The 25,814-nt window shown below is 48.9% G+C and carries 30 protein-coding genes, 7 tRNA genes and 1 riboswitch; of the genes, 9 read left to right on the top strand and 28 right to left on the bottom strand.

Annotated features, from left to right (window positions below; all coding sequences use genetic code 11):
- On the top strand, positions 1 to 366 hold the full coding sequence (locus tag ACFQZT_RS18445) for a hypothetical protein (protein WP_379302315.1): 366 nt from the start codon (positions 1 to 3) through the stop codon (positions 364 to 366).
- 48 nt (positions 367 to 414) lie between these two features.
- Here ACFQZT_RS18445 and ACFQZT_RS18440 read toward each other — a convergent pair whose 3' ends face one another.
- Positions 415 to 858: a GNAT family N-acetyltransferase gene (locus ACFQZT_RS18440; protein ID WP_379302314.1), complete on the bottom strand. Its 444-nt coding sequence runs from the start codon at positions 856 to 858 to the stop codon at positions 415 to 417.
- Positions 859 to 1,027: 169 nt separating this feature from the next.
- Here ACFQZT_RS18440 and ACFQZT_RS18435 point away from each other — a divergent pair, with 169 nt between their 5' ends.
- Positions 1,028 to 1,717, top strand: a complete 690-nt coding sequence (locus ACFQZT_RS18435; RefSeq protein ID WP_379302313.1) for a hypothetical protein — start codon at positions 1,028 to 1,030, stop codon at positions 1,715 to 1,717.
- Positions 1,718 to 1,719: 2 nt separating this feature from the next.
- On the opposite strand, the gene cysK is transcribed toward ACFQZT_RS18435, so the two are convergent.
- From cysK to ACFQZT_RS18405, 6 genes are all read right to left on the bottom strand, one after another.
- A complete protein-coding gene (gene cysK / locus ACFQZT_RS18430) occupies positions 1,720 to 2,664 on the bottom strand; it encodes a cysteine synthase A (protein ID WP_379302312.1) in 945 nt (314 codons plus the stop codon).
- A gap of 210 nt (positions 2,665 to 2,874) precedes the next feature.
- A complete protein-coding gene (gene lepB / locus ACFQZT_RS18425; protein WP_379302311.1) occupies positions 2,875 to 3,423 on the bottom strand; it encodes a signal peptidase I in 549 nt (182 codons plus the stop codon).
- A 27-nt stretch (positions 3,424 to 3,450) separates the two neighbouring features.
- Entirely contained in the window at positions 3,451 to 4,095 is a 645-nt protein-coding gene (locus ACFQZT_RS18420; RefSeq protein ID WP_379302310.1) for a response regulator, read from the bottom strand.
- 12 nt (positions 4,096 to 4,107) lie between these two features.
- Complete coding sequence (locus ACFQZT_RS18415; protein ID WP_379302309.1) at positions 4,108 to 5,190, bottom strand: sensor histidine kinase; 1,083 nt, start codon at positions 5,188 to 5,190, stop codon at positions 4,108 to 4,110.
- Positions 5,191 to 5,205: 15 nt separating this feature from the next.
- Entirely contained in the window at positions 5,206 to 5,868 is a 663-nt protein-coding gene (gene liaF / locus ACFQZT_RS18410; protein WP_379302308.1) for a cell wall-active antibiotics response protein LiaF, read from the bottom strand.
- Positions 5,869 to 6,104: 236 nt separating this feature from the next.
- Positions 6,105 to 6,791: a PspA/IM30 family protein gene (locus ACFQZT_RS18405; RefSeq protein ID WP_379302307.1), complete on the bottom strand. Its 687-nt coding sequence runs from the start codon at positions 6,789 to 6,791 to the stop codon at positions 6,105 to 6,107.
- Between the two features lie 228 nt (positions 6,792 to 7,019).
- Positions 7,020 to 7,171: riboswitch (cyclic di-AMP (ydaO/yuaA leader) on the top strand.
- A 4-nt stretch (positions 7,172 to 7,175) separates the two neighbouring features.
- On the opposite strand from ACFQZT_RS18405, the gene ACFQZT_RS18400 reads away from it, so the two are divergent.
- From ACFQZT_RS18400 to ACFQZT_RS18390, 3 genes are all read left to right on the top strand, one after another.
- Entirely contained in the window at positions 7,176 to 7,967 is a 792-nt protein-coding gene (locus ACFQZT_RS18400; protein WP_379302306.1) for a stalk domain-containing protein, read from the top strand.
- 378 nt (positions 7,968 to 8,345) lie between these two features.
- A complete protein-coding gene (locus ACFQZT_RS18395; RefSeq protein ID WP_379302305.1) occupies positions 8,346 to 9,050 on the top strand; it encodes a polysaccharide deacetylase family protein in 705 nt (234 codons plus the stop codon).
- A 4-nt stretch (positions 9,051 to 9,054) separates the two neighbouring features.
- A complete protein-coding gene (locus ACFQZT_RS18390; RefSeq protein ID WP_379302304.1) occupies positions 9,055 to 9,423 on the top strand; it encodes a hypothetical protein in 369 nt (122 codons plus the stop codon).
- Here ACFQZT_RS18390 and ACFQZT_RS18385 read toward each other — a convergent pair.
- Positions 9,398 to 10,588, bottom strand: a complete 1,191-nt coding sequence (locus tag ACFQZT_RS18385) for a GNAT family N-acetyltransferase (protein WP_379302303.1) — start codon at positions 10,586 to 10,588, stop codon at positions 9,398 to 9,400. The two genes, ACFQZT_RS18390 and ACFQZT_RS18385, sit on opposite strands and share 26 nt — an antisense overlap.
- Positions 10,589 to 10,723: 135 nt before the next feature.
- Between ACFQZT_RS18385 and ACFQZT_RS18380 the strand changes: the two genes are divergently transcribed.
- Positions 10,724 to 10,822 (top strand): dihydroorotate dehydrogenase, encoded by a 99-nt coding sequence (locus tag ACFQZT_RS18380; RefSeq protein ID WP_379302302.1) that lies wholly within the window; start codon positions 10,724 to 10,726, stop codon positions 10,820 to 10,822.
- Positions 10,823 to 10,869: 47 nt separating this feature from the next.
- Positions 10,870 to 10,995, top strand: a complete 126-nt coding sequence (locus tag ACFQZT_RS18375; protein ID WP_379302301.1) for a hypothetical protein — start codon at positions 10,870 to 10,872, stop codon at positions 10,993 to 10,995.
- Positions 10,996 to 11,078: 83 nt separating this feature from the next.
- Here ACFQZT_RS18375 and ACFQZT_RS18370 read toward each other — a convergent pair whose 3' ends face one another.
- The 11 genes from ACFQZT_RS18370 to ACFQZT_RS18320 form a co-directional block, all read right to left on the bottom strand.
- Complete coding sequence (locus ACFQZT_RS18370) at positions 11,079 to 12,344, bottom strand: molybdopterin molybdotransferase MoeA (RefSeq protein WP_379302300.1); 1,266 nt, start codon at positions 12,342 to 12,344, stop codon at positions 11,079 to 11,081.
- A 23-nt stretch (positions 12,345 to 12,367) separates the two neighbouring features.
- Positions 12,368 to 13,372 carry a GTP 3',8-cyclase MoaA gene (moaA, locus tag ACFQZT_RS18365; protein WP_379302299.1) on the bottom strand — a complete coding sequence of 335 codons (1,005 nt, stop codon included), beginning with the start codon at positions 13,370 to 13,372 and terminating at the stop codon, positions 12,368 to 12,370.
- Positions 13,373 to 13,412: 40 nt separating this feature from the next.
- The gene (mobA, locus tag ACFQZT_RS18360; protein WP_379302298.1) at positions 13,413 to 14,018 is read right to left on the bottom strand and encodes a molybdenum cofactor guanylyltransferase; all 606 of its coding nucleotides are present in this window, start codon (positions 14,016 to 14,018) and stop codon (positions 13,413 to 13,415) included.
- A complete protein-coding gene (locus ACFQZT_RS18355) occupies positions 14,015 to 14,662 on the bottom strand; it encodes an MOSC domain-containing protein (protein ID WP_379302297.1) in 648 nt (215 codons plus the stop codon). Before ACFQZT_RS18355 ends, mobA begins: the two co-directional genes overlap by 4 nt.
- An 85-nt stretch (positions 14,663 to 14,747) precedes the next feature.
- A complete protein-coding gene (locus ACFQZT_RS18350; RefSeq protein WP_379302296.1) occupies positions 14,748 to 16,097 on the bottom strand; it encodes a molybdopterin-dependent oxidoreductase in 1,350 nt (449 codons plus the stop codon).
- A gap of 121 nt (positions 16,098 to 16,218) precedes the next feature.
- The gene (locus ACFQZT_RS18345) at positions 16,219 to 16,695 is read right to left on the bottom strand and encodes a stalk domain-containing protein (protein WP_379302295.1); all 477 of its coding nucleotides are present in this window, start codon (positions 16,693 to 16,695) and stop codon (positions 16,219 to 16,221) included.
- Between the two features lie 477 nt (positions 16,696 to 17,172).
- Entirely contained in the window at positions 17,173 to 17,634 is a 462-nt protein-coding gene (locus ACFQZT_RS18340; protein WP_379302294.1) for a DUF2269 family protein, read from the bottom strand.
- A 91-nt stretch (positions 17,635 to 17,725) separates the two neighbouring features.
- Positions 17,726 to 18,790: a sensor histidine kinase gene (locus ACFQZT_RS18335; RefSeq protein ID WP_379302293.1), complete on the bottom strand. Its 1,065-nt coding sequence runs from the start codon at positions 18,788 to 18,790 to the stop codon at positions 17,726 to 17,728.
- Entirely contained in the window at positions 18,787 to 19,509 is a 723-nt protein-coding gene (locus ACFQZT_RS18330) for a response regulator transcription factor (protein WP_379302292.1), read from the bottom strand. The genes ACFQZT_RS18335 and ACFQZT_RS18330 overlap by 4 nt, the downstream gene beginning before the upstream one ends.
- 126 nt (positions 19,510 to 19,635) lie before the next feature.
- Positions 19,636 to 20,871: an MDR family MFS transporter gene (locus ACFQZT_RS18325; protein ID WP_379302291.1), complete on the bottom strand. Its 1,236-nt coding sequence runs from the start codon at positions 20,869 to 20,871 to the stop codon at positions 19,636 to 19,638.
- Between the two features lie 111 nt (positions 20,872 to 20,982).
- A complete protein-coding gene (locus tag ACFQZT_RS18320) occupies positions 20,983 to 21,360 on the bottom strand; it encodes a hypothetical protein (protein ID WP_379302290.1) in 378 nt (125 codons plus the stop codon).
- Between the two features lie 264 nt (positions 21,361 to 21,624).
- Between ACFQZT_RS18320 and ACFQZT_RS18315 the strand changes: the two genes are divergently transcribed.
- The gene (locus ACFQZT_RS18315; protein WP_379302289.1) at positions 21,625 to 22,419 is read left to right on the top strand and encodes an alpha/beta fold hydrolase; all 795 of its coding nucleotides are present in this window, start codon (positions 21,625 to 21,627) and stop codon (positions 22,417 to 22,419) included.
- Here ACFQZT_RS18315 and ACFQZT_RS18310 read toward each other — a convergent pair.
- Positions 22,409 to 23,623, bottom strand: a complete 1,215-nt coding sequence (locus tag ACFQZT_RS18310; RefSeq protein WP_379302288.1) for an ROK family protein — start codon at positions 23,621 to 23,623, stop codon at positions 22,409 to 22,411. The genes ACFQZT_RS18315 and ACFQZT_RS18310 overlap by 11 nt on opposite strands.
- A 76-nt stretch (positions 23,624 to 23,699) precedes the next feature.
- On the bottom strand, positions 23,700 to 24,407 hold the full coding sequence (locus ACFQZT_RS18305; RefSeq protein ID WP_379302287.1) for a class I SAM-dependent methyltransferase: 708 nt from the start codon (positions 24,405 to 24,407) through the stop codon (positions 23,700 to 23,702).
- Between the two features lie 245 nt (positions 24,408 to 24,652).
- Here ACFQZT_RS18305 and ACFQZT_RS18300 point away from each other — a divergent pair, with 245 nt between their 5' ends.
- On the top strand, positions 24,653 to 24,775 hold the full coding sequence (locus tag ACFQZT_RS18300) for a YjcZ family sporulation protein (RefSeq protein ID WP_379302286.1): 123 nt from the start codon (positions 24,653 to 24,655) through the stop codon (positions 24,773 to 24,775).
- Positions 24,776 to 25,132: 357 nt separating this feature from the next.
- Here ACFQZT_RS18300 and ACFQZT_RS18295 read toward each other — a convergent pair.
- The 7 genes from ACFQZT_RS18295 to ACFQZT_RS18265 all read right to left on the bottom strand — a co-directional run bounded on the left by ACFQZT_RS18295 (position 25,133) and on the right by ACFQZT_RS18265 (position 25,746).
- Positions 25,133 to 25,211 (bottom strand) — tRNA-Leu (locus ACFQZT_RS18295).
- An 18-nt stretch (positions 25,212 to 25,229) separates the two neighbouring features.
- Positions 25,230 to 25,318 (bottom strand) — tRNA-Leu (locus tag ACFQZT_RS18290).
- Between the two features lie 7 nt (positions 25,319 to 25,325).
- Positions 25,326 to 25,399, bottom strand: a tRNA-Cys gene (locus ACFQZT_RS18285).
- Positions 25,400 to 25,410: 11 nt separating this feature from the next.
- A tRNA-Gly gene (locus tag ACFQZT_RS18280) sits at positions 25,411 to 25,485 on the bottom strand.
- A 14-nt stretch (positions 25,486 to 25,499) separates the two neighbouring features.
- A tRNA-Gln gene (locus tag ACFQZT_RS18275) sits at positions 25,500 to 25,571 on the bottom strand.
- 12 nt (positions 25,572 to 25,583) lie between these two features.
- A tRNA-His gene (locus ACFQZT_RS18270) sits at positions 25,584 to 25,659 on the bottom strand.
- A gap of 13 nt (positions 25,660 to 25,672) precedes the next feature.
- Positions 25,673 to 25,746 (bottom strand) — tRNA-Trp (locus ACFQZT_RS18265).
- Positions 25,747 to 25,814 lie beyond the last annotated feature (68 nt).

Raw genomic sequence — 25,814 nt, 5'->3', positions numbered from 1 at the left:
ATGGAGCGCATATTTCCAGTTACTGAACAAACCTGTAAGGCTCATTATGGCAAGCCGGTCTTGATCTATTTGTACGACGGATCGGAAATTTATGGAGTCTTGAGTCGAGTGGAAAACGGCCGTCTTATTTTGAACGATAAGGTGGCTGAGGTATCCGGCTCATCAAAGAAAAAGCCGAAAGGCAAAACCTTCAAAACAAAAATCAAGCAAGATACAGCCACGCCCCAGGCTTCGGGCCCCCTCGGTGTTCCTTACGGAGATGGAGACGGCCTTTACGGTTTCCCGCCTTTCGAAGGATTGGGCTTCGGCGCCGCTTTGGTCATTGAATTAACCGCCATTGCCGCATTATTCGTATTTCCTATTTGAGTATTAAACAGGGCTGTGGAAACGTGCTTCCACCGCCCTGATTATTTGTCAACGGATTGATTTCGTCATCTTATAGCAGGCTAGTTCCGGCACATATTGTGTCGCCGTATATCCCCTGGTTACATAAAACCGGAATGCTCTTTCATTGCTGTCATCAACCAGCAGCTCTACGGTTCGGCAACGCTCTGCCTTCCCGTAGGTTTCGGCAATATCCATAAGCTTTTGTCCCCAGCCTCTGCTTTGTTCCCGGGGGTCAACTGCAAGCATATCCACATAAAGGACCCGTGATTTGCGGAGAACTGTAATAAACCCGAAGGGTCTCCTTACGCCATTGGCTGCGACATACGTCACATTCCGGTTTAACCGCTTGCGTATTGCAGTGAAAGTAGCCGAAGCGCTAGCGTCATATTTTCTTGAGAAAGGCACTAATTGTTCCACGATTAATCGATGAATCACCGGATCGTCAACGGAAGCCAAACGTTTGCGTATCACACGGCACCGCCTCCACTTTTAAAGCAATAATGCTATCTTATGTGGAAGGTTCCGCACTTGACTCCGCCGGTTCCCTATATAACCTAATGAAATCTTCAACGGCAAGTACCAATTTACCCCAATCTCTGCGAATGATATAGTAGGAGTAAGCGAAAACGAGGTGATTCCGATGATCAACGCCTATCCGATTACAGCTATACAGAGCTATCAAACGCATAAAGACTACTACCGGGTCAGCGCGGTGCGAAGCGTTGCAGGTAGCAGGACTAGCACTTCTCGTCAACCCTTGGATTTACCCTACGATCGATCGGCCTATAAACGATTGGCTCAGCGTACGGCACAAGAGCTGGCAGGGCTCGTCCAATCCGCTCAGAACGTCAAACAGTCCGTACGAGCAATGGCCGAATCTCGACTTCCGCTCACTCAGCCCGAGACCAAGACCATTACCAAACCAATTCAGGCTTTTGTCGATGCCTATAACGCGTTTCAAGATCAACTGCGCGATTCCCCAGACTACTTGAAGCGTTCTATTCTTAATGGACAGGTGCAAGCAGCTCAGCCCCATGCACTGGAAGGGTCAGGCATTTCCGAGCTTGCCGACGGCAGGCTAGAAGTTCAGATGGATGAACTCAAGAAACAGGTCACACAGCGCAATGATCTTGCGAATAAAAGCCTTGGAAGCATTGCCAATTTTGCAGAGTCCTTGTCTGGCCAGCTTGAGCGATTAGAACAGTTGCCGACCGAAGCCTTATTTCAAATGAATCGTTCGCCTCTCAAGCCTTACGGTCAATACCGCTCAAAGCTTCAAGCATATTTACCGGTTCCCATGAGCGGCCTACTGCTTGATCGGCGCATGTAAATTTACTCCCCAAATTGAAACAAAGGCGTGGACAAATATCTTTCTCCCGTATCCGGCAGCAGCGTGACAATTCGTTTACCTTTGTTCTCGGGTCTTCTCGCGATTTGTGTCGCAGCATAGATGGCAGCTCCAGAGGAGACCCCGACCAACAACCCTTCCGTTCGCGCCAATTGACGCGTCGCCTCGAACGCTTCCTCATTTTTGACCAAATAAATCTCATCCACGATCGCTCTATTAAAAATACTGGGCACGAAGCCGGGCCCGAGTCCCTGAATTTGGTGAACGCCTCGACTGCCGCCCGATAAAACCGGCGACTCAAATGGCTCAACGGCAATGATCTGAACCGACGGCTTGCGCTGTTTCAACACTTCGCCAACGCCCGTAATCGTTCCCCCGGTTCCGACACCGCTCACGAATATATCGACATCGCCCCCCGTATCTCTCCAGATCTCTTCCGCTGTTGTATGACGGTGAATGGCAGGGTTCGCCGGATTATCGAACTGGTGAGCAACGAAAGCATGCGGAATTTGAGCGGCAAGCTCTTCGGCTTTGCGGAGCGCGCCCAGCATTCCTTCCGTACCAGGAGTAAGCACCAATTCGGCGCCAAGCGCTTGCAATAGGTTCCTTCGCTCGATGCTGAACGATTCCGGCAGTACAATAATGAGCCGATAGCCTTTTGCAGCAGCTACAAAAGCAAGCGCGATGCCCGTATTGCCGCTTGTCGCCTCAATAATAACCGAATCCTTGTGAAGCAAGCCTTTCTCCTCGGCATCCTGGATAATCGCATTACCGATTCGGTCTTTTACACTTCCTGCCGGATTAAAATTCTCCAGCTTTCCAATCAACTCCGCTTCGAGCTCATGGCTGGCACCGTAGGAGCCAAGCGCAAGCATGGGCGTGTTCCCGATCAACTCGGTTAAATTCTGAGCAATGTTCATCTTCCTCATCGCTTATCCCTCCAATTGTAACTGGTATATTCCCATTGAAATAGTAGGTAATACTCACATTAACATGTGGGGGAATGATGTTCAACTTTTTGATCATCGTCAACGCTTTAACGCCCTTTTCTGCCGCTACAGACGCGAAAAGGAGCGAGTTCCCAACAGCAAGGTCCATTATGGACCCTACTACCAAGAACACGCCCCTGTTAAGACTGCTTAAAATAACTTTTTCCCCAACACATGATCCAGCGGAATAAATCCAATCACTCTACTGTCCATACTGTTGTTGCGATTATCTCCCATAACGAAAACATGATCGTCTGGAACCTTCCACTTTGTATCCGCCACTTCCCTCATTTGTTCATTGAGGTACGGCTCATCTAGCGCTACGCCATTGCGGTACATTTTATGATCTTTAAGTTCCAGCTCATCTCCCGCTTTGCCGATTACCCGCTTGATCCATACATGCTTATCGTCGCCTCGGGTAAACAAGCTAAGCAGCGGACTGTCCAGCAAATCGTTCTTGAACGTACGCTTCATATCGACGCGGCTGTCGATAATGACAATATCGCCGTAATTCGGCTCATATTTAAACGTATGCGACAGCTTGGACACGTATACGCGTTGCTGATCGTGCAAGGTAGGGTCCATAGAATGACCCATTACCTTGGTAGATTGAAACACGAACACACCCAGAAAGACAACCAATACAAATGAAATGGCAATGGACCCGAACCAGCTCCATATTTGCTTTAACAGATTCATCGTTCTCGCTCCTTTATGCCTTAGGCTTTATTCGGCCAAGCCATGCTTGAACGCATATATAGCCGCTTGGGTCCGATCTTCTACGCCCAACTTGGCAAGTACATTCGTCACATGAAATTTGACGGTTTTCACGCCGATAAACAACTCGTCGGCAAGTTCTTGATTAGATTTGCCTTTCGCGATTAAGCGAAGAACTTCCATCTCGCGCTCTGTCAACTCCTCATGAGGCTCCGCCGCTGCCTTCGGCTGACGGAAGCGATTCATGATTTTGGAGGCGACTTGCGACTCAAGAATCGACTGACCTTTCGCTGCGGCTCTTATTGCCTGGGCAATTTCGGATGCCCGTGACGTTTTGAGCAAATAACTGAAAGCGCCCGCTTCGATCACGGGGTACATTTTTTCATCATCCAAAAAGCTGGTGAGGACGATTACCTTACACTCCGGATAAAGCTGCAGCAGCTTACGCGTCGTCTCAATACCGTCCATCCCTTCCATGACGAGATCCATTAACACAACATCAGGCCGATATTCTTGGGCAAGACGGATACCTTCTTGTCCATTACTCGCTTCGCCGACAACCTCGATACCGTCTTCCGTCCCTAAAACGGCCGCTAGTCCAATTCGCACCATCTCGTGGTCATCGACCAGCAGCACCTTAATATTCGCATCCAATTGTATCTCCTCCTAAGAGTTTTCTGTAGGAAAGCTTGCATCGTTAGCATAATCGTTGCCGAGAATCGGCACACGAATTTCGATGCGTGTTCCCCGGTCCGGCGCAGTGATAATATGTAAAGAACCGCCGATTTCACTGACGCGCTCTTTCATGGAAACTATTCCATAGGATGTATGCTTTTTCGCATCCAGTTCAAAACCGACACCGTCATCGCGAATCGCCAGACGGATGCCGTCGGGGCGATGCAGCAGCTTCACTTCCAACTTGTTCGCTTTGGAGTGGCGCAGCGCATTGGAAAGCGCCTCCTGAACAATACGGAACAAGTGATCTTCGATTCCCTTAGGCAGACGAATTTCATCGTCCATATCCCATGAAATCGCCATCGGCACCTTGGCCGCCAGCTCCTTCAGAAGCTCAACAAGGCCTTCGGAGAGCCGCTTGCCCTCCAGATGTACCGGCCGTAAGTGCAGCAGCAGCGCCCTCATCTCGGATTGCGCCACAGAAGCCATCTCCTCAATGAGGTGGATTTGCCGCTGCGCTTTCTCGAAATCTTTGTCCAGCGTTCGCCCGACTGCCGTCGCTGTCATCGAAATCGCAAACAGCTGCTGGCTTACAGCATCGTGGAGTTCCCGCGCCAGGCGCTGTCGTTCCTCAATAACAGCCGAGAATTTCGCTTTTTCTGCGAGCTCGGCATTGTCGTTAGAAAGCCGTTGAAGGGAGGTTACTTGTTCCTCCCACCTTTTCATAATACGGCCAAGCTGTTCCCCCAGCCGCCCGATCTCGTCTTCACCGTTTTGAAAGCCGCTGCGGGTGAACGTTCCTTTTTCAAGTAAAATCATCGTCTCCATCAAAGGTTCCAGCCTACGCGTAATGCGATTGCTGCTCCAGAATCCGTGGATGGCTCCGATGCCGATAACAACGCCAATCACCATAAGTGAGAACGTTACGCCCTCCTGCCAGTTTCGAAAAGGCTCGATCATGCCACGTGAATTGAGAAAATAAATAATGACGCCAAAAACAATCAAGCTGAAGAGGATCGATTCGCCCATGCTGCGCCATATCATATTCGTTAATTTCCGTTTATAGCCGTCCAAAGCGCGATGACCCTCCTATAACACTTTGATATTGATATCTCCTACGATGTAAGACAGAACAAGTTTCACCCGATGATCACAATTGTCATAATTGGCGGACTGCCACATGAGCTTATTCAACACGCCGCTTTCTCGCTCGCTTGCAATTTGTATTTGACCAAGGGTCACAGAGGCTGTCACGGTAACACCGATATCATCCGGCACTTTTATGTCCACATCGCCGACAACGCCTTGTAGAATTACCGTCGTTTCCTTTTGCTCCAGGATGGCCAGGGACAGGTCGATATAAGTTTCCCCGAGAATGTACCATATACTGCTGTTGCGTAAAATCCAAGGCTCCCTGCCTAGACGGACGCTATCCACCAGCTTCTGCTTTTGGATGTACGAATCATCCCTATGCACCTGCTTGGAACGAATGAAGAACAAACCGAGCGAAATCAAGACAACGGATAAAACAATCGTGATATGATTGCCAAATAAAATAACGGCCCCCACGCCTATCAATACGTAGCCTTTGCGTTCCCTGCGCGAGCGGAGTCGATGAATGCCTAGCAGAATGAGGACAACCGCAAGAATGGGAAAAAAGCCAATCGTATGATCCAGAAGCAAAAAAAGACCGGCTCCAATCAGCACTAGCGCTGTATTCCGGTTACGGTTGTTTTTGGTTTCTTCTCCCATCGTTGCACCTCCTCTGGCTGCCGTTTATCTTTCATGATTCTTTTTAAGAAACCATTTATACTTCTTACACAAAATGAGCCCGTTTTGCATCTTTCCTAGCATACCATAAGAATGGACGACCTCCAAGAAGCAAATGCTTGCGCCGCAAGGCTTGAGCATCGAAATGAAGGTCGTTTGAACTGAGAAGTGCACCTGTTTGCTTCAGTTGCGAGTCACTGTAAAATCCGCAGAAAGAACTACTTCCTGCCGCGCTTGTTCACTTCGTCGCGCTCATTACCGCGGCGATGCTGCCAGTCATGCTGCAGCTTGCCGCGCAGTGCGTGCCATTCCTGCTGAAGGTTGCCGCCGGCCTCCTTCAGCGTATCCCGCGACAGGCGGCCCGCTTCGCGGAGCCCCTGCAGCGCTTCGCGGCCGAGCTCGCGGCCGGCGACTTCCAGCTCGCGCAGCGTGTCGCGAGCGCCCTGCTCGTGCGGCCCGCCCGGCGGCTGCACGCCGTCACTGTGCGGCGCGGCCCCGCCGCCGCGCGACGCTTCTGCTGCAAGCGAAGCACGCAGCAGCCGCAGCTCCTCCGCGAGCGCGAGGACTTCGTCCTGGCAGCTCGCGTATTGCGCGCGGTAGTGCTCGCACGCCGCTTCCTCGCGCAGCTTCTCTTGCAGCGCGAGCCGTGCGAGCTCCTCCTCGCCGGCACGCATCGCCAGCTCGGCCTGCTCGCTGCGCAGTTGCGCCATCTCGTCTGCGGTCACGCTTTGCCGGCGCAGCTCGAACGCCCGCTGCAGCGCATCCTGATAGCGCTCCTCCAAGACTGCTACCTTCGATGACGATGTGCCTGCAGCTCCGCCGTTGCGCTCATGCATATCCAAACGCTCTTCCGCTTCGTTCCAAGCAGCCTCCGCCATTTTCCCGATCCGATTCAACACTTTCATCTACCGCACCCCATGTTCCATTTATTTTAAAATCGTTGCCTTGCGAATGAGTAATTGCCGTTGACTCCACTCTCGCTGCCGACCTTTGCTTCCTTCATGCTACTATCGTAAACCAAAGCCAACGAGGTCAAAACGGACCCGCGACTGTTTTTCAACCTAGACCAAGGTCCAGTATCCACTCTGGGTTCCCACATTTTGGTCGTTGTTTCATTGAAGCCGATAGTGCTAAACTATTTGAAGCCGAGTCCGGCGCACAGACAAAGTGCCGGTACGGGGGACGATTTACTTGGGGTGAATATTTGCTGATTCTTGAAGCAGACTAGGGAGAACCTTCTTCCCGAACCCGTCAACTAACCTCGGAGGCTCATGAAGGAGGAATACCAATTGAATAGAGTAGCCAAAGGGCTAACGAGCCTTGCTGTGTTCGCCACAGTCTTGGTAGGAGGCTTTATTTCACCATTTTCGGCACATGCGGCTGAAATGGACGTGAAAGTTCAAGTTAACGATGATCTTATCCATTTTCCGGATGCACAGCCTTTTATCGATACGAATCACACAACGCAGGTCCCGATTCGCTTTGTAACCGAGAAACTTGGATATGCCCTTCAGTGGCAAAAAGAAGGAGACCAGATCAAGGTCACTTTGAATAATGAGAAACACACGATCACGTTGACTTCAGGACAAAAAGAAGCAAAAATTGATAATGCCTCTGTGGAGATGGAATCTCACGCTGAATACCAGGACGGCCGCGTATATGTGCCACTTCGCTTTATATCCGAAGCTTCCAGTATTCCTGTTCAGTGGGACTCCGGCAGTAAGCTTGCTATCTTGAGCAAAGACGGCAATCATCACGCTCCCGACTACGAACAGTTTGATGCGACTGCCTATTCAGCTGATCCTTCCGAAAACGGCGGTTTTGGCGCTGTGGACTATCTTGGTAATCCTCTAGCGCTTGGCACGGTTGCGGTTGATCCTAACGTAATCCCGCTCGGTTCCAAGCTTTATATCGAAGGCTATAGCTTTAACGGTCTGCCAGCTGGCGGAATGTATGCTTACGCCACGGATATAGGCGGTTCTGTAAAAGGGAATCATCTTGACATTTTCATTCCCGGTTCCAAGGAATCCTTGAAACAATTTGGCATTCAATCCATTAAGGTCTATCGGGTATCGAACTAAAGGTTCCATGCAAAAAAAGCTGAACGCTGGAGATTTCACTCTTCAACGCTCAGCTTTTTTTACTAGTTAATGTTTAAATCCTTTACAGAACAAAAACGTTAGGAATACCCTTTCTATGAAATTCTGGGCATGCTTAAAAAATGGAGACAAACGTACTGAAACGTTGCTCCCAAGGATCATGGGTCCAATTTTTTATATTTTTCATCTTTCCAGACGAGAAGATGGCGGATTGACAAAGACGACCTGGCTATTAGCCAGGTTTTTCTCATATGAACTTTTGAAACCTTCCCATATTTAACATTCTCCGCCTGCGTATAGGTTTCATTTGCAATCCAGAAACTAGCCTTTATCTGCACGATTTCTGGAGGTACGGAACCCATGCGCAAACCGGTATCCAAGTTTTTGACTTTCATTCAACTCGTTGTTCTCCTTCTATTTTCAACAGCAGCCATGCCTGTTCCCCAAAGCAAAGTTGTTTGGAATGTGGCAACGAACCAAAAACTTGTCGCTCTAACTTTTGATGACGGCCCGAATCCCGTCTACACCCCTCAAGTGCTTGACGTGCTTAAGCAGTACGATGCCAAAGCAACATTTTTCGTGCTGGGCAAACGTGTGCAGATGTACCCTCAAATTGCGATTCGCGAAGTGAACGAAGGCCATGAGATTGCCAACCATACGTATGACCATCATTTTCTCAAACACGTCAGCCCGGAAAAGCTGAAGGAAGAAATTGAACAGACGCAGGAGATCATTTTTGACATTACCGAACAAACGCCCCATGTGTTCCGTCCGCCTGGAGGTTTCTACAACCAATCGCTTTTGGAGCTGGCCAAGCAGGATCGTTTCACAGTGGTCATGTGGTCATGGTACCAAGACACCAAAGACTGGAAGAAGCCGGGAGTTCAAAAAATCGTCCAATCCGTCTTGAACAACATTCACAACGGCGACATCATTTTGTTCCATGATTTAGAGGGAGATTGTACGCAGACTGTGGAAGCCTTGAAAATCGTACTGCCTGAACTTAAGAAACTAGGCTATCAATTTCTGACCGTGACGGATTTGATTTCGAGGATGAACAAGTAACAGAATGACAGTGCTCAAAATAGGAACAATCGCCTTATTCGCTTTCTTCCAATGGATGTATAGCTCAATCCAGCCGGAAAGACCGATTACGGAGTTGTCATATGTTGAAGTTTTCCAACCGTCCACCGAACGCGTCATCTTGCGTTTCCCCTGCACGGAGCAGGTCCGGCATGAGACGACAGCTTGGCTCAAGTCAATCACTTCGCTATCAGGCCGGTTTACAATTGAACCGCCAAAAGACGGCCTTGTGGTCCATGTCCCACTGAAGCCGCCTCTATCCTTTTCCCACTTCCATTTCAGCCATAACCTGAAGCCGTTTCTCAAACAATACCACTTACTTCCGTATCTTAAAAGAAGTCAGCCAGATAAGTAGTCCTATTCGGAACAGCCTTTTCCAACATATGAATAAGCTCAGGAGCCCCTTCTAACCGATCGACCTGGGCTAAAAAGCTTGCTTTCTGATAACCCATCAGGAGTGTGGTCAGGGTTTGAATGGAGCAGCTGAGAATCTCAGTTTCAGAAGGTATCTCTCCTTCGGCAAGCTTCCTAACACGTGCTGTCTTGCCTTTTTCAGCAAATTCCAAACGAAATACGCCATGATTCCAATCCGCATGAGAATCCGATATGCGCAAGCACAAGGGTTCTGCTGATTCTCGGACTTTAAACGAATATTGCGATAGAAACTTTTCCACATCTACAATTCGAGCCGAAAAATATGTAATCTTCTCCTGCTTGAACTTCGGATCATGCGTCAGGAAGGGCAGTGCGTCGTCAATTGGTGCATTCAACTCTACCTTGTCGATCATAGAATCATGATCTGCAATGAATTTCCACAAACCGCGCCTCGCTTCCTCGTCCAAAAACACCATTTCGTGAATCGTCGCCACTTTGTCTTTGACCTGATAGAAAACATAGCCTTTATGCTCCCCCTGCGGGTTGCAGTAGATGGCAACCGTCCCCTTTTTGAACCTGAAGTAGCGCTCTTTCCACCAAAATTCATCCCGCACCAACATCCCGTTGAAGCGGATCGCATACGCTTCGTATATCGGATGAAGAAGCTCCCAGTCTTTAGCGACGCGTACTATTCGGCTGCCTTCCGCCGCTTGGAACTCAGGCAGTTTATCCGAGGGAATCTCGTACTTCAAATATTCTACATACACTTCCCACCCGTATTTGCGATAAAACTCAAACTTGAAAGGCGCCAGGAAAGACACCGTTTGACCCGCTTCTTTCATTGTTTTCAGCGATTGACTCAAAAGCTGGCCAACCATGCCATTCCTGCGGTACTCAGGCCATGTAGCCACACCGGCAATGCCGCCCATAGCGAAGCTCTTGCCGCCAAGCCAGGTATGGAAAGGAAGAATCGTTAGTTTGGCAGCCAAAGCGCCATCGACAAAATATCCCCAGACTTGGTTCGGATCCGTCCAGCCAATCCGTTCAGCCTTTTCCTCGGGTGTCAACTCAAATTGAAAAGCAAATTCGGACAGCGAGAAGCTCTCCGAGAGCTCCTCCTGCCGTAATCTACGAATTTCGTTCATTCATGTCACCTCTTCTTCAATAACTCAATTTTTTCCAAACAGGATTGTTAAATCTGCAGGGAAGGGCAAACGTCCAATCAGCGAATGTCACCTAGACATATGCTGTATTAGAACTCTCGGAAAGGGGGATGACCCATGAGTGGAGCAGTTGGATACGGCATGACATCTGCAGGTGCCATTCTTGTTCTGTTTATTTTGTTGGTCATTATCACACGCGGAATTTTCCCTTACTAATAGTAAAAACCCTCATCGAAAAAAACGAATAAAGGGAGGGAACACTTTTGTCATATGCAGCAGGCTATGGTTGCGGTTGCGGGACTCCTGTAGGCGGCGGACTTTGGACTTCAGCAGGTACGATCCTGGTACTTTACGTCTTACTAGTTATCATTCTTCGCACGTTCATCTAATGTATCATCTCCCATCGTGATAACAACATTGGGCCAGCCCTTTAAGCTTCTTCAGAAGCGCTAAAGGCTGGCTTTTTTCATTGTTATACAACACCTGTTCGATACACGACGACTTGGTCGCCTCTGTGGAATCCTTGCCCGCCGGCAGGCAGTTCTATCAAGCAATCCGCATCTTTAATGGACACCATGATGCTGGATTTATCGATTCCTGCGGGTCTCACCCATAGACAACTGTTTTCGACGTGGGTCGTTCCCCTCACATAACGCGGAAACGCGGAAGCTTTGCCATAGTCAATTTCGAGTTTTGCGGTCATCGGTTCCGGGTAAGGATGCTTGCATCCCTGCATCGCCTTGATCAGCGGACCAACGAACAGTTCAAAGCCTACATACGACGCACCCGGATTACCGGATAAAGCCAGCAACAGCTTGCCGCTCCAAACAGCTGCGCTTGTTGGCGTACCCGGCCGCATCGCCACTTTGTTAAACATTAGCTTGCCGGCCCACCGGCCAAACAGTTCAACGAGCACATCGTAATCACCGACGGAGACACCGCCGGAAGTGACGACAAGATCCGTTTGCGTCAAAGCATGCTCCACCGCGGCTTGCACCTGGTGCGCATCGTCGAGCAACGCAGGCATGATTAACGGCAGGCCGCCTGCAGCCTCTACTTGTGCAGCCAGCATGTAGCTGTTGCTATTGCGAATGCGACCAGGTTCCAAGCGGGCATTTACATTCAATAATTCTGAACCCGTAGAAAAGATGGCCACCTTGGGCTTGCGGAATACTGGAACCTCGCTGTATCCAAAAGTTGCAAGTATTGCGGCTTCCCCAGGACCGATATGGGTCCCTATAGGAAGCAAAAAGTCCCCCAAACCGATCTCACCGGCGATGGGGGTTATGTTGCTTCCTGCGGGAACATTTTTTTTGACCCGTACCCATTCGGCTTCTATATCATCCTGCAAGGAATCCGTCATCTCCAGCATGACAACGCAATCTGAGCCCTCCGGCACAGGCGCTCCGGTCATAATTCGCGAAGCCATGTCGGCCTGAATCCGTAACTGAGGCATCGTGCCGCTGGGGATACGCTCAATAACCTTGAGCTGCGTTGGAGATTCGGGCGAAGCTTCGCTGATATCAACCGAACGGACCGCGTATCCATCGACGCCAGATCGCCGAAAATGCGGCACGGGATGATCTGCACATACATCTACAGCCAGCCTTCTGCCAAACGCGGAACCTAACGGGATGTTTTCTATTTCCATAGGCGTGATGTGTTCACGGAGGGAAGCGCGGGCTTCCTCGACAGATATCACGGTTCTCTTGAATTTAAGATTCGTATCAATGTTCACAAGCCTTCTGTTCCTCCCATGGCCTAACCGCCGATTTGCGACATCCGGCGCAGTGTCGGCGTATGCGACTGCTCCCCATTCATCAGCGCTTGCACCATTTCATGATTTTGCGGTTTGATGTCCAGGGCGCGGAAGAACAGATCTTCAACCGCTGCATCATTGCCGATATATTTTCGAACATTAAATTCATCGGACCAATATAAACAAGGCTTTACATTGCCGTCAGCCGTGATGCGCAGCCGATTGCAAGTTTCACAGAAATGGTCGCTGATAGGATGAATAAGGCCAAAAGACCCCAGCGCTCCATCAATCCGGTAGTTTTGTGACGGGCCATTTCCGTAGACCGCTTCGGAAGGAACAGCATTCCATCCTTTAGCCACGCAACGTTCCAGCACGGTAGTTAGCGGTATATAACGATTTTTCCAACTGTCGTCTTGATGGCCGATAGGCATATATTCAATAAATCGCACCTGTATCGGACGATCGATTGTCATTTGCAGGAAATCTTCGATTTCATCATCGTTCATGCCTTTCATCAGCACTACATTCAGCTTGATCGGGGCGATGCCTACACGATAGGCGGCCTCGATGCTTTCAAGCACCCGACGAATGTCGCCCCCTCTAGTAATGAGCGAAAAGCGGTCCGCTTTTAAAGAATCCAAACTTATATTCACACGGGTCAATCCTGCGGCGCGGAGCTTTTCAGCCCGGGAAGCAAAATAAATGCCGTTGGTCGTTAAAGCAATATCTTCAATACCAGGAATTTGCGAGAGCATGCCGATGAGCTGCTCCAGATTTTTACGTACCAGAGGCTCCCCGCCGGTCAATCTTAGCTTACGTACGCCAAGCCCTGCCAACACACGGACAACTTCGGTTATTTCCTCAAAAGACAACAGTCTTTCTTCGGGCTCAAATTCCATTCCCTCTTCAGGCATGCAGTATACACAGCGCAAATTACAACGATCCGTTACTGAGATTCGCAAGTAATCGTGCATGCGTCCGAATCGATCAACTAACAATTTTGGCATAGGAGTTCACCCTCTCTCTACGTCCATTATGGCATATTTCCTAACAAAAACCTAGCACATCCTCATAATCTTCGGGTGTGTTTAAATTAATGACGAACTGCGTGGAAATTCCTTTTTCCATAAAAAAGTCTGACTCGGCCGCCTGCCACTCAATACGATCAAGCAAGCCCATCAAACGATATTGCTTATGCGCCAGCAAAGCATCGGCCTCAATACCGACTCGCCGCGAATAAATACCGTGAAGCGGATGAACCCGCCCGTCAATAACGGGTATGACGGCATCGCAGCCTTCATCCGTACATAACTCGTACATCGCTCTAGCAGCTGCCGCAGATAGGTACGGCATATCGCAGCCGACAACCCAAAATAGCGGCTCCGATGCTTCCAAACAAGCCGCATGAAGACCCCCAAGCGGTCCGGTTTGAACAAAACGGTCAGGGATCAAACGCACCTCTACGTCGGTAACGGTAGCCATTAAAGACGACAGTGCTTCAGGAGTATTTGTTACGACAAGTACTTCCCTGCAGCATAAAGCCATTTCCGCTATCTGCCGAAGAATCAGCGGCTTTCCGTCGATCAGAAGAAGCGCCTTCAGCCGCCCACCCATTCGGCGATTCAAACCACCTGCCAAAATGACTCCCGTCATCTTGCTTGCAGCTCAGCCAAACGTTTGTCGAATGACTCCCTCCAGCTTGCGGATAAAGCTTCAACTGCCAAAATTCGTTCCACGCCATTGAGATTGGCTTTATCTTGGTACTTGATTTCATTGGCAAAAGCAACTGTAACGCCAGCATCGTGTTTGGTCACAAGCGTAATGTTTGGCTCGACCGGGATCATACCTTCTCGGAGCACCCTGAAATAGTATCCGGTTAAGCCGGTATCCTGAACTTGAACCGCCAAATCCACGACATCATGACGTTTTGCGAGCTTATGGCATGGCTGCCGAGGTTGTGAGACCTGTACAATCGCCTCGCCTATTTGGTAAATATCCCCGATACAAACATCATGCTCGAGCAGTCCGCGAACGGTTAAATTCTCACCGAATGCTCCCCATGAAAGCTTCCTGTCTAACTTGCGCTCCCAATATGCATAATGCTCTTCACAGTATACGCACAGCGCTTTATCTGCACCGCCATGATAGACCAGATCCGCTTGGCCGTCTCCATCCAATTGCACTTTCGAAACATGCAAAGGAGAGCTGATCGGAGATTTATAGATCCCCGTTACCAGCTCTCTGCCTTGATAAATGATCGTTTGCGGTAAGCCTACGTTAACTGATACGATTTCCATCCGTGAATCCCTCTTTCCCCAGCAGTATATTAGCACTTACTATACCAAAAACCGCGGCGAAAGTCAGGTATTTCCAGTACTTCGGTTAGGCCCGATTCACCCAAGCATCGTTATTGTAGCCTCTCACTTCCCAGTATCCCATATGCGGCTTATCGATCAGTTCGATACCTTGCAGCCATTTGACCGATTTGTAAGCGTACATCTTCGGTACGATGAGCCGGACCGGCCCCCCTAGCTGCTGCGGGATCGGTTTGCCGTCCATCAGAACAGCAACCAGGACATCGTCCATCTCTGCCTGATCTAATGAAAGGGCATCTGTATACACTTTATCTCCCGAGTAAAACTTTACATATTTCGCAGTCGATTGAACGCCTGCCTCTGCCATCATTTGCTTCAAGGGGATGCCCTCCCAAGTGCATTTATAGACCGACCAACCGGTCACACAATGGAAATCGCTCACCTGCACGGTTCGCTTTAGCTTGAGGAACTGCTCCCAGCTCCACACGCTGGGATGATCCACCAATCCGGATACGGCGAACTGCCACGTATCCGAGGTGAAGGCGGGAATTTCCGTAACGGTATAGATCCGGAAATTCCCCTGCGCCCCGCCGCCGATCACAGCGGCGGAGTCGGGCAATGGCGCCGGCGGCGGAAGCATCCGGTTGCCGTCCAATGCGGCAACCTCGGCGGCCGTATTGCCGCCGGTGTCGAACGCGCCTTTTACCCAGCGGTAAAAGGCGGGACCGACCGCGATCACGAGCAGCAGTCCTGCGGCAAGCCGCAGGAACGATGCGCGTGTGATCGGCGACTCCTTCAGCGCGGCGATAACCGCCTGCGCTGCCGAGCGCGCTCCCGCGGCGTCTGTGCCCGCCGCGGGTTCGGGCTGTGCCGCCGCAGGAGCGCTGGCGGCGGGTGTTGCGGCCGCCTGCTGAGCCGGCGGCCTTGCAGCAGCTGCGGCAGCGGCCTGATCCAGCCGCTGCTGGCGCTTCAGCCATCGGCTGCGCGAGATGGCGTGGTACACGGCATACGGCACTCCGACCCAGGTTAGCAGGTCATGGATGAGGAGTGCCGTATTGTTCCAGGCCGGCGGCAGATGGCGGAACTGCCACAAGATTACCCCGGACGCGCTCCATCCGACCAGGAGCGCGAGCACGAACACCAAATTCGCGCGTCTGCTGCGCTGCGCCCGAATTTGGTGCCAATGTTTTCGCAGCATCGGCGCGTAAAGGACGATGAGCAAGATCGAAACAACGCCAAGATAGATGTGAAGCTGCTTAAGCGTTACTCGAAAGCCGCCCAAATCCCCCCTTATAGCACCAATACTCAGCACGATACCTGTAATCGTTAGCAAGAGAAGAATCCACGCATTCCAGCTATGGATGGCATTCAATCGTTTACCTAAAGATTGCTTCAACCAGCTTCTTTTTGAATGCATGCCGTCACTTCCTTTTTAATTCGCGTTTTATTCTCTAAGCATAACGGATAAATGTTAAAAAAGGCTTACAAATCAACTAAACTTTTTAACTTACTTCCTCCAGTAATCTCTTTTGTTTTTACTACATCGGCATCTTCACTTCCTTAACCAGGTACATGTCGACGAACTCCTTCGACACATACGTTTTATCGTTCATAATTGTGGGAGCAGACATTAGCATGGCTTCCATTTTTCCGATCATTATCGTCTTACTGTCAATTTGTATTGCAATGCTGTCCATCATTGACATCGAGCCGTCCTTCATCGTCATATCGTCCATTTTTTTGTCTTCCATCTTCTTATCATCCATCGTTTTACCGTCTTCCATCCTCATCTTCGTCAACATGACGGAACGATTCTCCCCGTTCCACATTACCTTATAACCTAGCGCTTCCGCCACTTGGCGAAGAGGAACCAGTTCTACGCCATCCTTATTCATCGTCTCGATACCGCTGTAATTGAACTTAGGCGCCATCATTTCTTCCGCGTTTGCCCAAGCAGGGATCGCCAAGGTACAAGCCACCATCGTAACAACCATCATCTTTTTCCAAGTTCTCATCTTCATTTCCTCCCAAGGTTTTGTTTGGTCTTCACATTTCCTAAGGTACTTTATCAAGCTTAAGAAAGACTAACGCAAAGATTAACAAACCCTTACAAGGAAAAACCGCAAGGGCCTTCCGAGGCCACTGAAAATGTCTGACGTCGTTTTCAAAGACGGTGCTTTTATGTGCAAATCCATACGTTTGTGAATTAGGAGGAAATGAGGTATGGCATCTGCCCGCTTCAAATCTGTAACGATAGAAAACATCATTATGGGCTCGATTCCATTTTCTCTTACGTCTGTAACGATGCAAAACATCGCTATTGCTTCGCTCTGACTCACCATACTGCCTTTTTCTACTCTGGAACGATGGAAAATATCGCTACTCACTCGTTGCCATTTACTTTTACGTCTCTAACGCTGAATAACATCTTTCCAGCTTCGCTCAGCGTCCTTTAGGGTCGAATTCGCTCAAAATGCCAAAAGCCCGACACATTAAGTGCCAGGCTTCCATATCATCAAAACAAGCGTTATAAGAGGGATAATCGTTGCGATTGTTCCATAAACGTCCCATTTTTTCGAAACTTTTCGATATGCTTCCGTTTGCTTACCGAATCGAAGCGACTCTTCGCTGAATCGGATCATTTTTCTCTGAAGCGGCAGTAAGATGAACAGCCACAAGATTCCCGAAATGGAGAACAAAAGGAGCGCGACGGAAACCCAGTTCCATTCCATCAGCGAATAACCTAACCGAAACGCCATCAAATGGCCCGGTATCAGCAGCAAGAGAATGCCTGGCACAGTGAACACGTAATCGGCCAACATAATATTTTTAACCGTAAGATGAATGGTCTGCAAGTCTTGTTTCCCATAGTGAGCACGTACTTTCCAGAACGCTCCCGTTATAATATTTCCCAAAAATAAAACAGCACCCAAGACATGCAAAAATAACAGCATTCTCACCCACTCCTTTATCATTCTTCCTGTTTCCATTGTAAATGGGGAAAGAAGGCATGGAAGGTGAGCAAGGTCACTTTGCAATGATGACCTAAGTCAGATTCTCCTCATGCGGCCATTCGCGATAAATCGGCATCGTGAAGCAGAATCGACTGCCTTGGCTTCTTTTGCTTTCTACACCAATTTCTCCGCCATGCAGCTCGATGATGGATTTGGCGATAGCAAGCCCAAGTCCGGCTCCCCCGCTCACACGGTTGCGAGATGGATCGGCACGATAAAAACGATCGAAGATGCGGTTTATGTCCTGTTCCTCGATGCCTTCTCCTTGATCCTCAATTTGAAGACGCACGAAGAGATTCGATATTTGCTCTGCTTTTATGACGATCGTCCCACCTGTCGGTGAGTAACGAATGGCGTTATGGAGAATGTTAGACAACACCCTCTTCATTTCTTCCGGCATAACAGCTACCGGCGGCAAACGATCGGGCAAATCTACATCAACCTGCAGCTGCTTTTCTTCGAGATGAAAGGCCAGACTCTGCAGTCCATCCAATAGTAGATGATCTACATGGTATAGTTCGGGGGTAAATTCCGTCCCTCCCGCATCCAGTTGCGAAAGCTTAAATAGTTCTTGAATAAGTCCATCCAAACGTCCCGTTTCAAGGCGAATGGTCTGCAAATACCGATTGAAGGTGTCCCTGTCTTGAATGACATCGTCCTGGAGCGCTTCCACGAATGCCTGAATAGATGCCATTGGTGTCCGCAAATCGTGGGAGACATTCGCCACAAGCTCCTTACGGGACGCTTCTGCCGATTTCAACCGTTGAAAACTTTCATTCAATTTGCTTGTCATCGTGTTGAATTGTGTGGCGAGCATTTGAAATTCTGCCGGACCAATCTTAGGCACTTGTCCTTGAAAGTGGCCTGCTGCAATATGCGTCGTTTCCTGTGCAATAGCACGGATTGCTTTCTCCAAAGGACGTGTCATAAAAAAATGAAGCAGCATCGAGACGCCTGCGGCTGCCAAGGTAACCATGGAGAGCAGTTCCACGTCTTTCCATTTCAGCAGCATATATCGATAGCAAATGAATAGTGACAGCAAGATAATCCCTGTGCTTACACCGCTTGCAATAAGTAAATATACCCGAAGTTTCATGATCGTTCCCTGCCTTCAAACTTATAACCGATCCCCCATACCGTCTTAATGAATCGCGGCTGTGACGGGCTCGGTTCGATCTTCTCCCTTAGTCTGCGGATATGCACGGTTACCGTCGTCGTATCACCATAGAAATCGATGTCCCAAATCTTGTTCAACAGTTGATTTCGTGAAAAAACTTGCTCCGGATGCCCGGCGAACAGTTGTAGAAGCTCAAACTCCTTCACGGTTAGCTCTACAGACCTCCCGTCTACCAAAACACTGCGGTGCAGCACATTGATCTCCAGCCCCGGAAATTTTATGATATGCGCAGGCTTGACACCTGCAGCCGTAGTTCCCGGCTCCGTTTCGTTTCGCTGCGATCGGCGTAAAATCGCTTTCGCTCGCAGCACTAGCTCGCGGGGACTAAAGGGCTTCGTCAAGTAGTCGTCTGCGCCCATGGTTAAACCCATGAGCCGATCCATCTCATCGCCTCGCGCCGTCAGCATGATGATGGGCACGTCCTGCTCGTTGCGAATTTCTTCGCATACTTGCCAGCCGTTTTTACCCGGCATCATGAGATCCAGTACAATCAGCTGCGGACTATGCTGACGCCATAATCGAAGAGCTTCTTCGCCGTTCGTGGCCGACAGCACCCGGTAGCCTTCCCGCTCCAAATAGACCGTGCATACGTCTATAATATTCGTTTCGTCGTCAACAACAAGAACGAGTGAACTCATAGAGGCAACCTCCTCGCAATGTTGGTCCCATTATACCGCAGAATACCAGGATAAAGCTTACGGATGTCTTACAAAAGCATAAAGCTCCCCCAACTTGTGGAGGAGCTCGCTGCCTTTATGCCTAACTTATGCTTGCAGCACCGCTTCAGCGGCAGACTTTGCTTGTCTCTGGTGCAAATTGCGGATATACATCGTCTGCGCGATGCCTGTAATCACAATCAGCGCGCTGAGCGCCGAGAACATAAATTCCCCGCCGAAATGGCTGAAAATCAATCCGCCCAGAACCGGCCCTGCTGCGCGTGATACTTGCCAATTCAACCCATACACGGAGAAATACCAACCTCTTTGCTCCATAGGTGCGATGACCGAAATGACTTTCTGCATATGCGGACCGTACAACATTTCACCAACGGTAAATAAAAACTCAACAATAAGCAAAATAGCGAGCATGGGAACAAACCCATAACCAAGCGCAACAATGGCAAAGAGTAGATACGATACGGCGATGACCAAAAAAGCGGAAACTTGCTCCGTTCGTTTAGCGACCCACAATTGCAACACGGCAACTACACAGCCATTAAATGTAACGATAGTAGCAAACACCGATTTATAATTCTCAAAATGATTTTGCAAATGCAAAGGAAACGTGGATTCTACTTGCGCATACAGCAACGTAACAGGCAAACCAAGTAGTGTAATCCAAAGCAGCGGCTTGTGATCCAACCATCTCACTTTTGGTTTTATTCTTGATTCCGCTTGTTCGCTGGCGTTCTTAACCGGCACTGTCTCCGGCACCTTCCAAACGACCAGCCCCGCATAAGCGATAAGCGCAACCGAGCATAGCAGAAAGATTACGGTTGGATTCCATGTAAATAGCAGCAACCCTATCAGCGGCCCGAACGCCGAGCCCATGTTCAAAGCCGTGTGCAGCAGCGCAAAAACTTCTGCTCGCTTCTCCAGCGGAACCACGTCGGAGATTTGTGCATTGGCCGCCGGCATAAACATCGCATGTCCGATTCCATTTACGATCGAAATGGCTGCAAACTCCCAAACATTGCCGGCAAACATGTAACCGCCGATGGCAACAGCCTGAATGACGAGTGCGGCCAATATCATCGGCTTGCGCCCATAACGGTCGCTTAATCCTCCCGCATACAAATTAACAAAAATACCGACCAGCGGTTGCAGTCCGACAAGCAGCATAGATAAGACAATGGAGCCATCCAGTTTATCATATAAATAATAAACCAAATATGGCCTCATCATAAATCCGGCTAGTGAGGTTAAAATCGTACCGATCACTCTTACCCAAATCGCCGTGTCATATTTACGTATAAATGAAACGAATGGCATTTTATCCATGCGGCCTCCCCAGTCTTTGATGATCTTTCCATTTTAGTGGCTGCCGGACAAAAGAAAAAGGTAAAATCTCAGTATAATAGATTTCACCTTTTAGGATTAGAAATTATAATTTTAACCGCCGATTCGGATTTTGCGATAAGTATCGATAAAAGAGAGCACATCAACTCGTTTGCCTCTTTTTTTCGCAACTCTTGCCATTTTCACTAATGTAGTCCAGAACTCATCCAGTACTGGAGATTCGAAATCCGTATCTTTAGAGTTGTGCTTTAAGTTGTTTTTGTAATCTCCGCCTTCATCGGAAATCAAATATTGGATTTGTCGTTTTTTCCACTGTTCACCGGTTACATAACTCACACCGATCTCACGCATTTTCTTCCTCACCGATGTAACTGGGCGAGACAACTCTCGGGCAATGACGACAGGCGGGCATTCTCTTGAAAGGCGGATTAATTTGTCCAGTTCTTGTGTAGACCATGGTTTTTTTGTCATCTTAACAACCCCATTTCATATATCTGTATGTGACAAAATTGCCGTAAAAGATAAGGAAGTTTCGAGATAGTTTGAGAATAACAAACAATTGTTAGGGAAGTATGTGTTAACCGTAATGAAATTGTTATGACATAACTATTTCGATATAGTTCTACAAATATTTCAGATCCGGAGATGAAATACTGATAATAGATTGGAAACCATGGATGGTTTGTTGTAGGATAGAGGGAAAGTTGAACATATGAAAAAAGGAGCGTACTCGCGATGAAAGTGAACATAAACGGGATACATTTATTTGTGGAGGAAAAAGGCCAAGGAACACCGCTAATCCTGCTGCACGGCTTTCCGCTGGATCACCGGATGTGGCGCCTGCAGGCGGAGGCTTTATCGAACGGCTATCGAGTCATTACGCCGGACCTGAGGGGTATGGGACAGTCAGATATACCAGTGACGAATATTGCATTGGATCAATATGCCGATGATATTCTAGCCCTTATGGATAAAATGAACATACAGAAAGCCGCACTAGGCGGCTTTTCAATGGGAGGTTATATTGCATTTGCTCTGCTTCGCAAAGCTCCGGAACGCTTCCTTGGCTTAGTGCTGGCGAATACGCGCCCTGAAGCTGATGGCCAGGAAGCCCGCAAAAATCGGATGAATATGGCCGTCTCGCTTTATGACAAAGGCGCTGCCGCAGCAAGAGATGCGATGCTCCCCAAACTGATCACGGAGCAAACCAAGCAAGAACAGCCGCAACTGGCTGGAGAGCTTAGTGAGATCATGGGCTCCATGCCGCCTGAGGGGCTCATCCATGCCAGCTTGGCGATGGCTTTCCGCGACGACTCCGTCGACTTGCTTGCTTCCATCGCGGTTCCCACGCTTGTCATTGCCGGTGAGCAGGATCCAATTACGCCGCCCGACGTCATGAAAAAGATGGCTGATCAAATCAAAGGTGCCAGTTATCACGTGATACCGGCTGCTTCTCATTTGACGCCGCAAGAAAAGCCAGAAGCCTTTAACAAACTGCTTCTGGAATTTCTGCAAACCGTTACAGCCTAACCAGTTGGTCCATGACCATCACGGCTGCCCCTATCGCAAGCGCCTCTTCGCCTAGCTGGCCCTTGCTAAATACGACCTGATACGCAGGGTAATAGTACGTTTTTCTAATCGCCACCTGTGTAGCCGTCTGGAAAAACAAATCTCCCCCCGCGATGAGCGGCCCACCCAGGATAACCTTCTCAGGGTGCAAAATATTTAACAAATTGGCGAGCCCTATGCCAAAATAAGTCGCTGCTTCCGTCATGATCTCCACGACAAGGGGATCATTTTTTTTTAGCGCCTCAAGCACATGCGCATAGGTCAAATGCTCCGGATCGTCCACGAAATGGGTTAAGACGGTGGCCCTGCCTTTCTTTAGCGCAGAGCGCGCCGCCTTTTCTATTGCATATAGAGACGCATACGACTCCAGCGCCCCATAATTGCCGGAAGCATCCCGATGTGCGACGCCGTCGGTCTGGATAATCATCTGTCCGACAGAGCCTTCCATATCGACGGCGCCATAGATCAATTTGCCTTCCGAGACCATGGAGGAACGCAAACCAACCCCGGCATGTATATAAAGCAGATGTTTGAAGCTTTGTGAGCGCTGAGCCCATGACTCGGCTAATATGGCCGTGTTGGCTCCATTATCGAGCATCGCAGGAATGCCAAGCCGCTCTGTGAGGAAGCGGCAAATTTCAATATTTCGCCACCCGCTTGCCGGGAAATAAGAAGGCTCTAAAATCGCGCCTGTTTGGCGGTCTACGGGTCCAACCGCGCCAATGCCTATCCCAAGCACATCCGCTTTATCCAGCATATGATCTCTGAGCATTCGCTTTACTGCATCTGCGATGCATTGAATAAGAACATCAGGCGTCATCTCAACCGTCATGTTCCAAATTTGGGAATCCAGCTTATTCATGCCCAAATCAACAAGAACGAGCTTCGACAATGTTCTGGATATTTCCAATCCGAATACGTATGCATACCGCGGGTTCTTCTCATACAAAATGGGTCTGCGACCGCCTGTGGAGGCGCCAAATCCAGACTCCAATATAAGTCCTTGACTCGTCAGTTCATCTAATAATCGCGTCAGCGTACTAACCGTCATGCCGCTCTGTTCGAGAAGCTCCGTCTTCGATATCGTCGTTTGCCGGCAGATCCGTTCATAAATTTCCTTCGCTTTCCGGTTCGGAATGCGTTCTGTTATAGCAGCTAAGTCCAAAAGAAGCAGCCCCCAATGATCATGTTCACCAAAAATTCGGCATAAAGGGAGCAAACTCCTGCCTGTCTTTGCTTCTCTACTTCGAACCTATCATCAACGTATAGCCTAAATAGCTATGATACTTATCGACTAACTCATCGTACTGTGCAGTTATCTGCCAAATTTGCGGATCTAGGAACGATTGTTTATCTGATAAATGTACAGGATCCGGGTGTTGGACCTTGTCTTCAAACATCGTGAGAGGGAATGGATGAACCCCGGAGAAATTGATTTGCGTGAATTTACTGTTTTCCAGCAACTCCTGCCATTCCTTCATACTATAAAGTTTCGTTACGCCATAAAAGCCGCATAATGCACTGTGTATCTCCGGCTTCATGTCCTTGATTCTTATTACTTCCCGATCGTACAGCTTCCCTTCCGGTTTTAGCACCCTGTAATATTCAGCCATAGCCTTACTAGCGTCAGCAAAATTAGTTACAGACTCCACCATAACGACATCAAAACTGTTATCGTCAAATGGCAACTGACAGGCATCACCTTCTATGAAGGTTACCTGTACATTTAATTTCTCTGCTCTTATCCTTGCTTTCGCAATCATTTCCGGACGTATATCGACGGCTGTTACTTCAATCCCTTGCTCAGCCAAAAAACAGGCCGTCCTTCCAGTTCCACAACCAACCTCCAGTACACGCTGTCCTTGATCAATCGGGTACTTGCGCAGTTGTTCAATCGTTTCCCCGAATCCTCCAGGATGCGCATTTCCCACCCCAAGCTTCGCCAACATATCTAAGTACTCGATAGCCCCTGCACCTCCATATGACAAATCAACCTCATTTCTACCATATGGAGGGTAATTGTCTCTTGTTCAGGGCATGCGCGGATATTCAGAAAAAAGGCAGGTGCCTAAAGTTTATTATTTCTAAGTATTTAGGCGAAATACCCAATCAAAATACACACTCGCCCCATAGGATAATATCGTCTCTCATCCGTTTCAGCAGAGAGCATTTTTTGAGATGGGGGGTGACATAAATGGGTGTTGCTGCTGGTGCTGCTGGTGCTGTTGGTGGTTATGGTCATGGAACTTCCTCTGCGGCTGTTCTCGTCCTGTTCATTCTGCTTGTGATCGTGAGCATGACAATGTTCGCTTATTAATTGCGCTCATTTAAGGCTTAACGCAAAAAATAAGGAGCTGGGGTTCGCTTGACTCCGGCTCCTTCTACATAATCTATTTATTCGTGGTTAATCAGCGACTCTATTACGTATCTAACACATACTGAACGAGCAATTTGTTATAGTTCTTACAGATTTGATCACCATACCTAATTAGCATGCCTCACCCTAAACTTGACTCAGCACTATTATGGACACGATTTCACACACCTCATTCGTATGTAGCGATGAAAAACAATCTTATGTCTCACTCGGAGTCGCAATCAATTATTATACTTAAGAAATATTGCATTAAAAAAAGAGTTCATGAAATCATTAGATTTCATGAACTCTTTTTTATACCGGCGAGAGGACTCGAACCTCCACGGTTTCCCACTCGATTTTGAGTCGAGCGCGTCTGCCATTCCGCCACGCCGGCATATGAAGTTAAAAACAATGGTGCCGAAGACCAGACTTGAACTGGTACGGTAGTCACCTACCGCAGGATTTTAAGTCCTGTGCGTCTGCCGATTCCGCCACTCCGGCTTATTAGTGGAGGCGCCACCCAGACTCGAACTGGGGGTAAAGCTTTTGCAGAGCTCTGCCTTACCACTTGGCTATGGCGCCATATTCATAAATGGAGCGGAAGACGGGATTCGAACCCGCGACCCTCGCCTTGGCAAGGCGATGCTCTACCCCTGAGCCACTTCCGCATATTAAATTTATACTGGGGATCAAGGATTCGAACCTTGGCATGACGGAGTCAAAGTCCGTTGCCTTACCGCTTGGCTAATCCCCATTATATATCNAATGGGGCGATCGATGGGACTTGAACCCACGAATGCTGGAGCCACAGACCAGTGCGTTAACCCCTTCGCCACGACCGCCGCAGTAGTTAATTGGCAGGGGCAGCAGGAATCGAACCCACACCAAAGGTTTTGGAGACCTTTGTTCTACCTTTAAACTATGCCCCTATGGATGAAATGGAGGCTGATGGATTCGAACCACCGAACTCGGAGAGAGCAGATTTACAGTCTGCCGT

Source organism: Paenibacillus sp. GCM10027628, assembly GCF_042676385.1.
Taxonomy (GTDB): Bacteria; Bacillota; Bacilli; order Paenibacillales; family NBRC-103111; genus Paenibacillus_E.
Note: the sequence above shows the minus strand (reverse complement) of the source record. Positions and strands in the feature narration are given on the sequence as shown.

Excerpts from the sequence above, each read along its gene's own strand:
- ACFQZT_RS18445 (WP_379302315.1), top strand. The coding sequence starts at position 1 with ATGGAGCGCATATTTCCAGTTACTGAACAAACCTGTAAGGCTCATTAT.
- ACFQZT_RS18305 (WP_379302287.1), bottom strand. The coding sequence starts at position 24,407 with ATGTTGGCGAAGCTTGGGGTGGGAAATGCGCATCCTGGAGGATTCGGG.
- ACFQZT_RS18340 (WP_379302294.1), bottom strand. The coding sequence starts at position 17,634 with ATGCTGTTATTTTTGCATGTCTTGGGTGCTGTTTTATTTTTGGGAAAT.
- ACFQZT_RS18300 (WP_379302286.1), top strand. The coding sequence starts at position 24,653 with ATGGGTGTTGCTGCTGGTGCTGCTGGTGCTGTTGGTGGTTATGGTCAT.
- ACFQZT_RS18345 (WP_379302295.1), bottom strand. The coding sequence starts at position 16,695 with ATGAGAACTTGGAAAAAGATGATGGTTGTTACGATGGTGGCTTGTACC.
- liaF (WP_379302308.1), bottom strand. The coding sequence starts at position 5,868 with ATGGGAGAAGAAACCAAAAACAACCGTAACCGGAATACAGCGCTAGTG.
- ACFQZT_RS18315 (WP_379302289.1), top strand. The coding sequence starts at position 21,625 with ATGAAAGTGAACATAAACGGGATACATTTATTTGTGGAGGAAAAAGGC.
- ACFQZT_RS18330 (WP_379302292.1), bottom strand. The coding sequence starts at position 19,509 with ATGAGTTCACTCGTTCTTGTTGTTGACGACGAAACGAATATTATAGAC.
- ACFQZT_RS18395 (WP_379302305.1), top strand. The coding sequence starts at position 8,346 with ATGCGCAAACCGGTATCCAAGTTTTTGACTTTCATTCAACTCGTTGTT.
- lepB (WP_379302311.1), bottom strand. The coding sequence starts at position 3,423 with ATGAATCTGTTAAAGCAAATATGGAGCTGGTTCGGGTCCATTGCCATT.
- mobA (WP_379302298.1), bottom strand. The coding sequence starts at position 14,018 with ATGACGGGAGTCATTTTGGCAGGTGGTTTGAATCGCCGAATGGGTGGG.
- ACFQZT_RS18385 (WP_379302303.1), bottom strand. The coding sequence starts at position 10,588 with ATGAACGAAATTCGTAGATTACGGCAGGAGGAGCTCTCGGAGAGCTTC.
- ACFQZT_RS18390 (WP_379302304.1), top strand. The coding sequence starts at position 9,055 with ATGACAGTGCTCAAAATAGGAACAATCGCCTTATTCGCTTTCTTCCAA.
- ACFQZT_RS18380 (WP_379302302.1), top strand. The coding sequence starts at position 10,724 with ATGAGTGGAGCAGTTGGATACGGCATGACATCTGCAGGTGCCATTCTT.
- cysK (WP_379302312.1), bottom strand. The coding sequence starts at position 2,664 with ATGAGGAAGATGAACATTGCTCAGAATTTAACCGAGTTGATCGGGAAC.
- ACFQZT_RS18355 (WP_379302297.1), bottom strand. The coding sequence starts at position 14,662 with ATGGAAATCGTATCAGTTAACGTAGGCTTACCGCAAACGATCATTTAT.
- ACFQZT_RS18405 (WP_379302307.1), bottom strand. The coding sequence starts at position 6,791 with ATGAAAGTGTTGAATCGGATCGGGAAAATGGCGGAGGCTGCTTGGAAC.
- ACFQZT_RS18325 (WP_379302291.1), bottom strand. The coding sequence starts at position 20,871 with ATGGATAAAATGCCATTCGTTTCATTTATACGTAAATATGACACGGCG.
- ACFQZT_RS18435 (WP_379302313.1), top strand. The coding sequence starts at position 1,028 with ATGATCAACGCCTATCCGATTACAGCTATACAGAGCTATCAAACGCAT.
- ACFQZT_RS18335 (WP_379302293.1), bottom strand. The coding sequence starts at position 18,790 with ATGAAACTTCGGGTATATTTACTTATTGCAAGCGGTGTAAGCACAGGG.
- ACFQZT_RS18320 (WP_379302290.1), bottom strand. The coding sequence starts at position 21,360 with ATGACAAAAAAACCATGGTCTACACAAGAACTGGACAAATTAATCCGC.
- ACFQZT_RS18350 (WP_379302296.1), bottom strand. The coding sequence starts at position 16,097 with ATGCATTCAAAAAGAAGCTGGTTGAAGCAATCTTTAGGTAAACGATTG.
- moaA (WP_379302299.1), bottom strand. The coding sequence starts at position 13,372 with ATGCCAAAATTGTTAGTTGATCGATTCGGACGCATGCACGATTACTTG.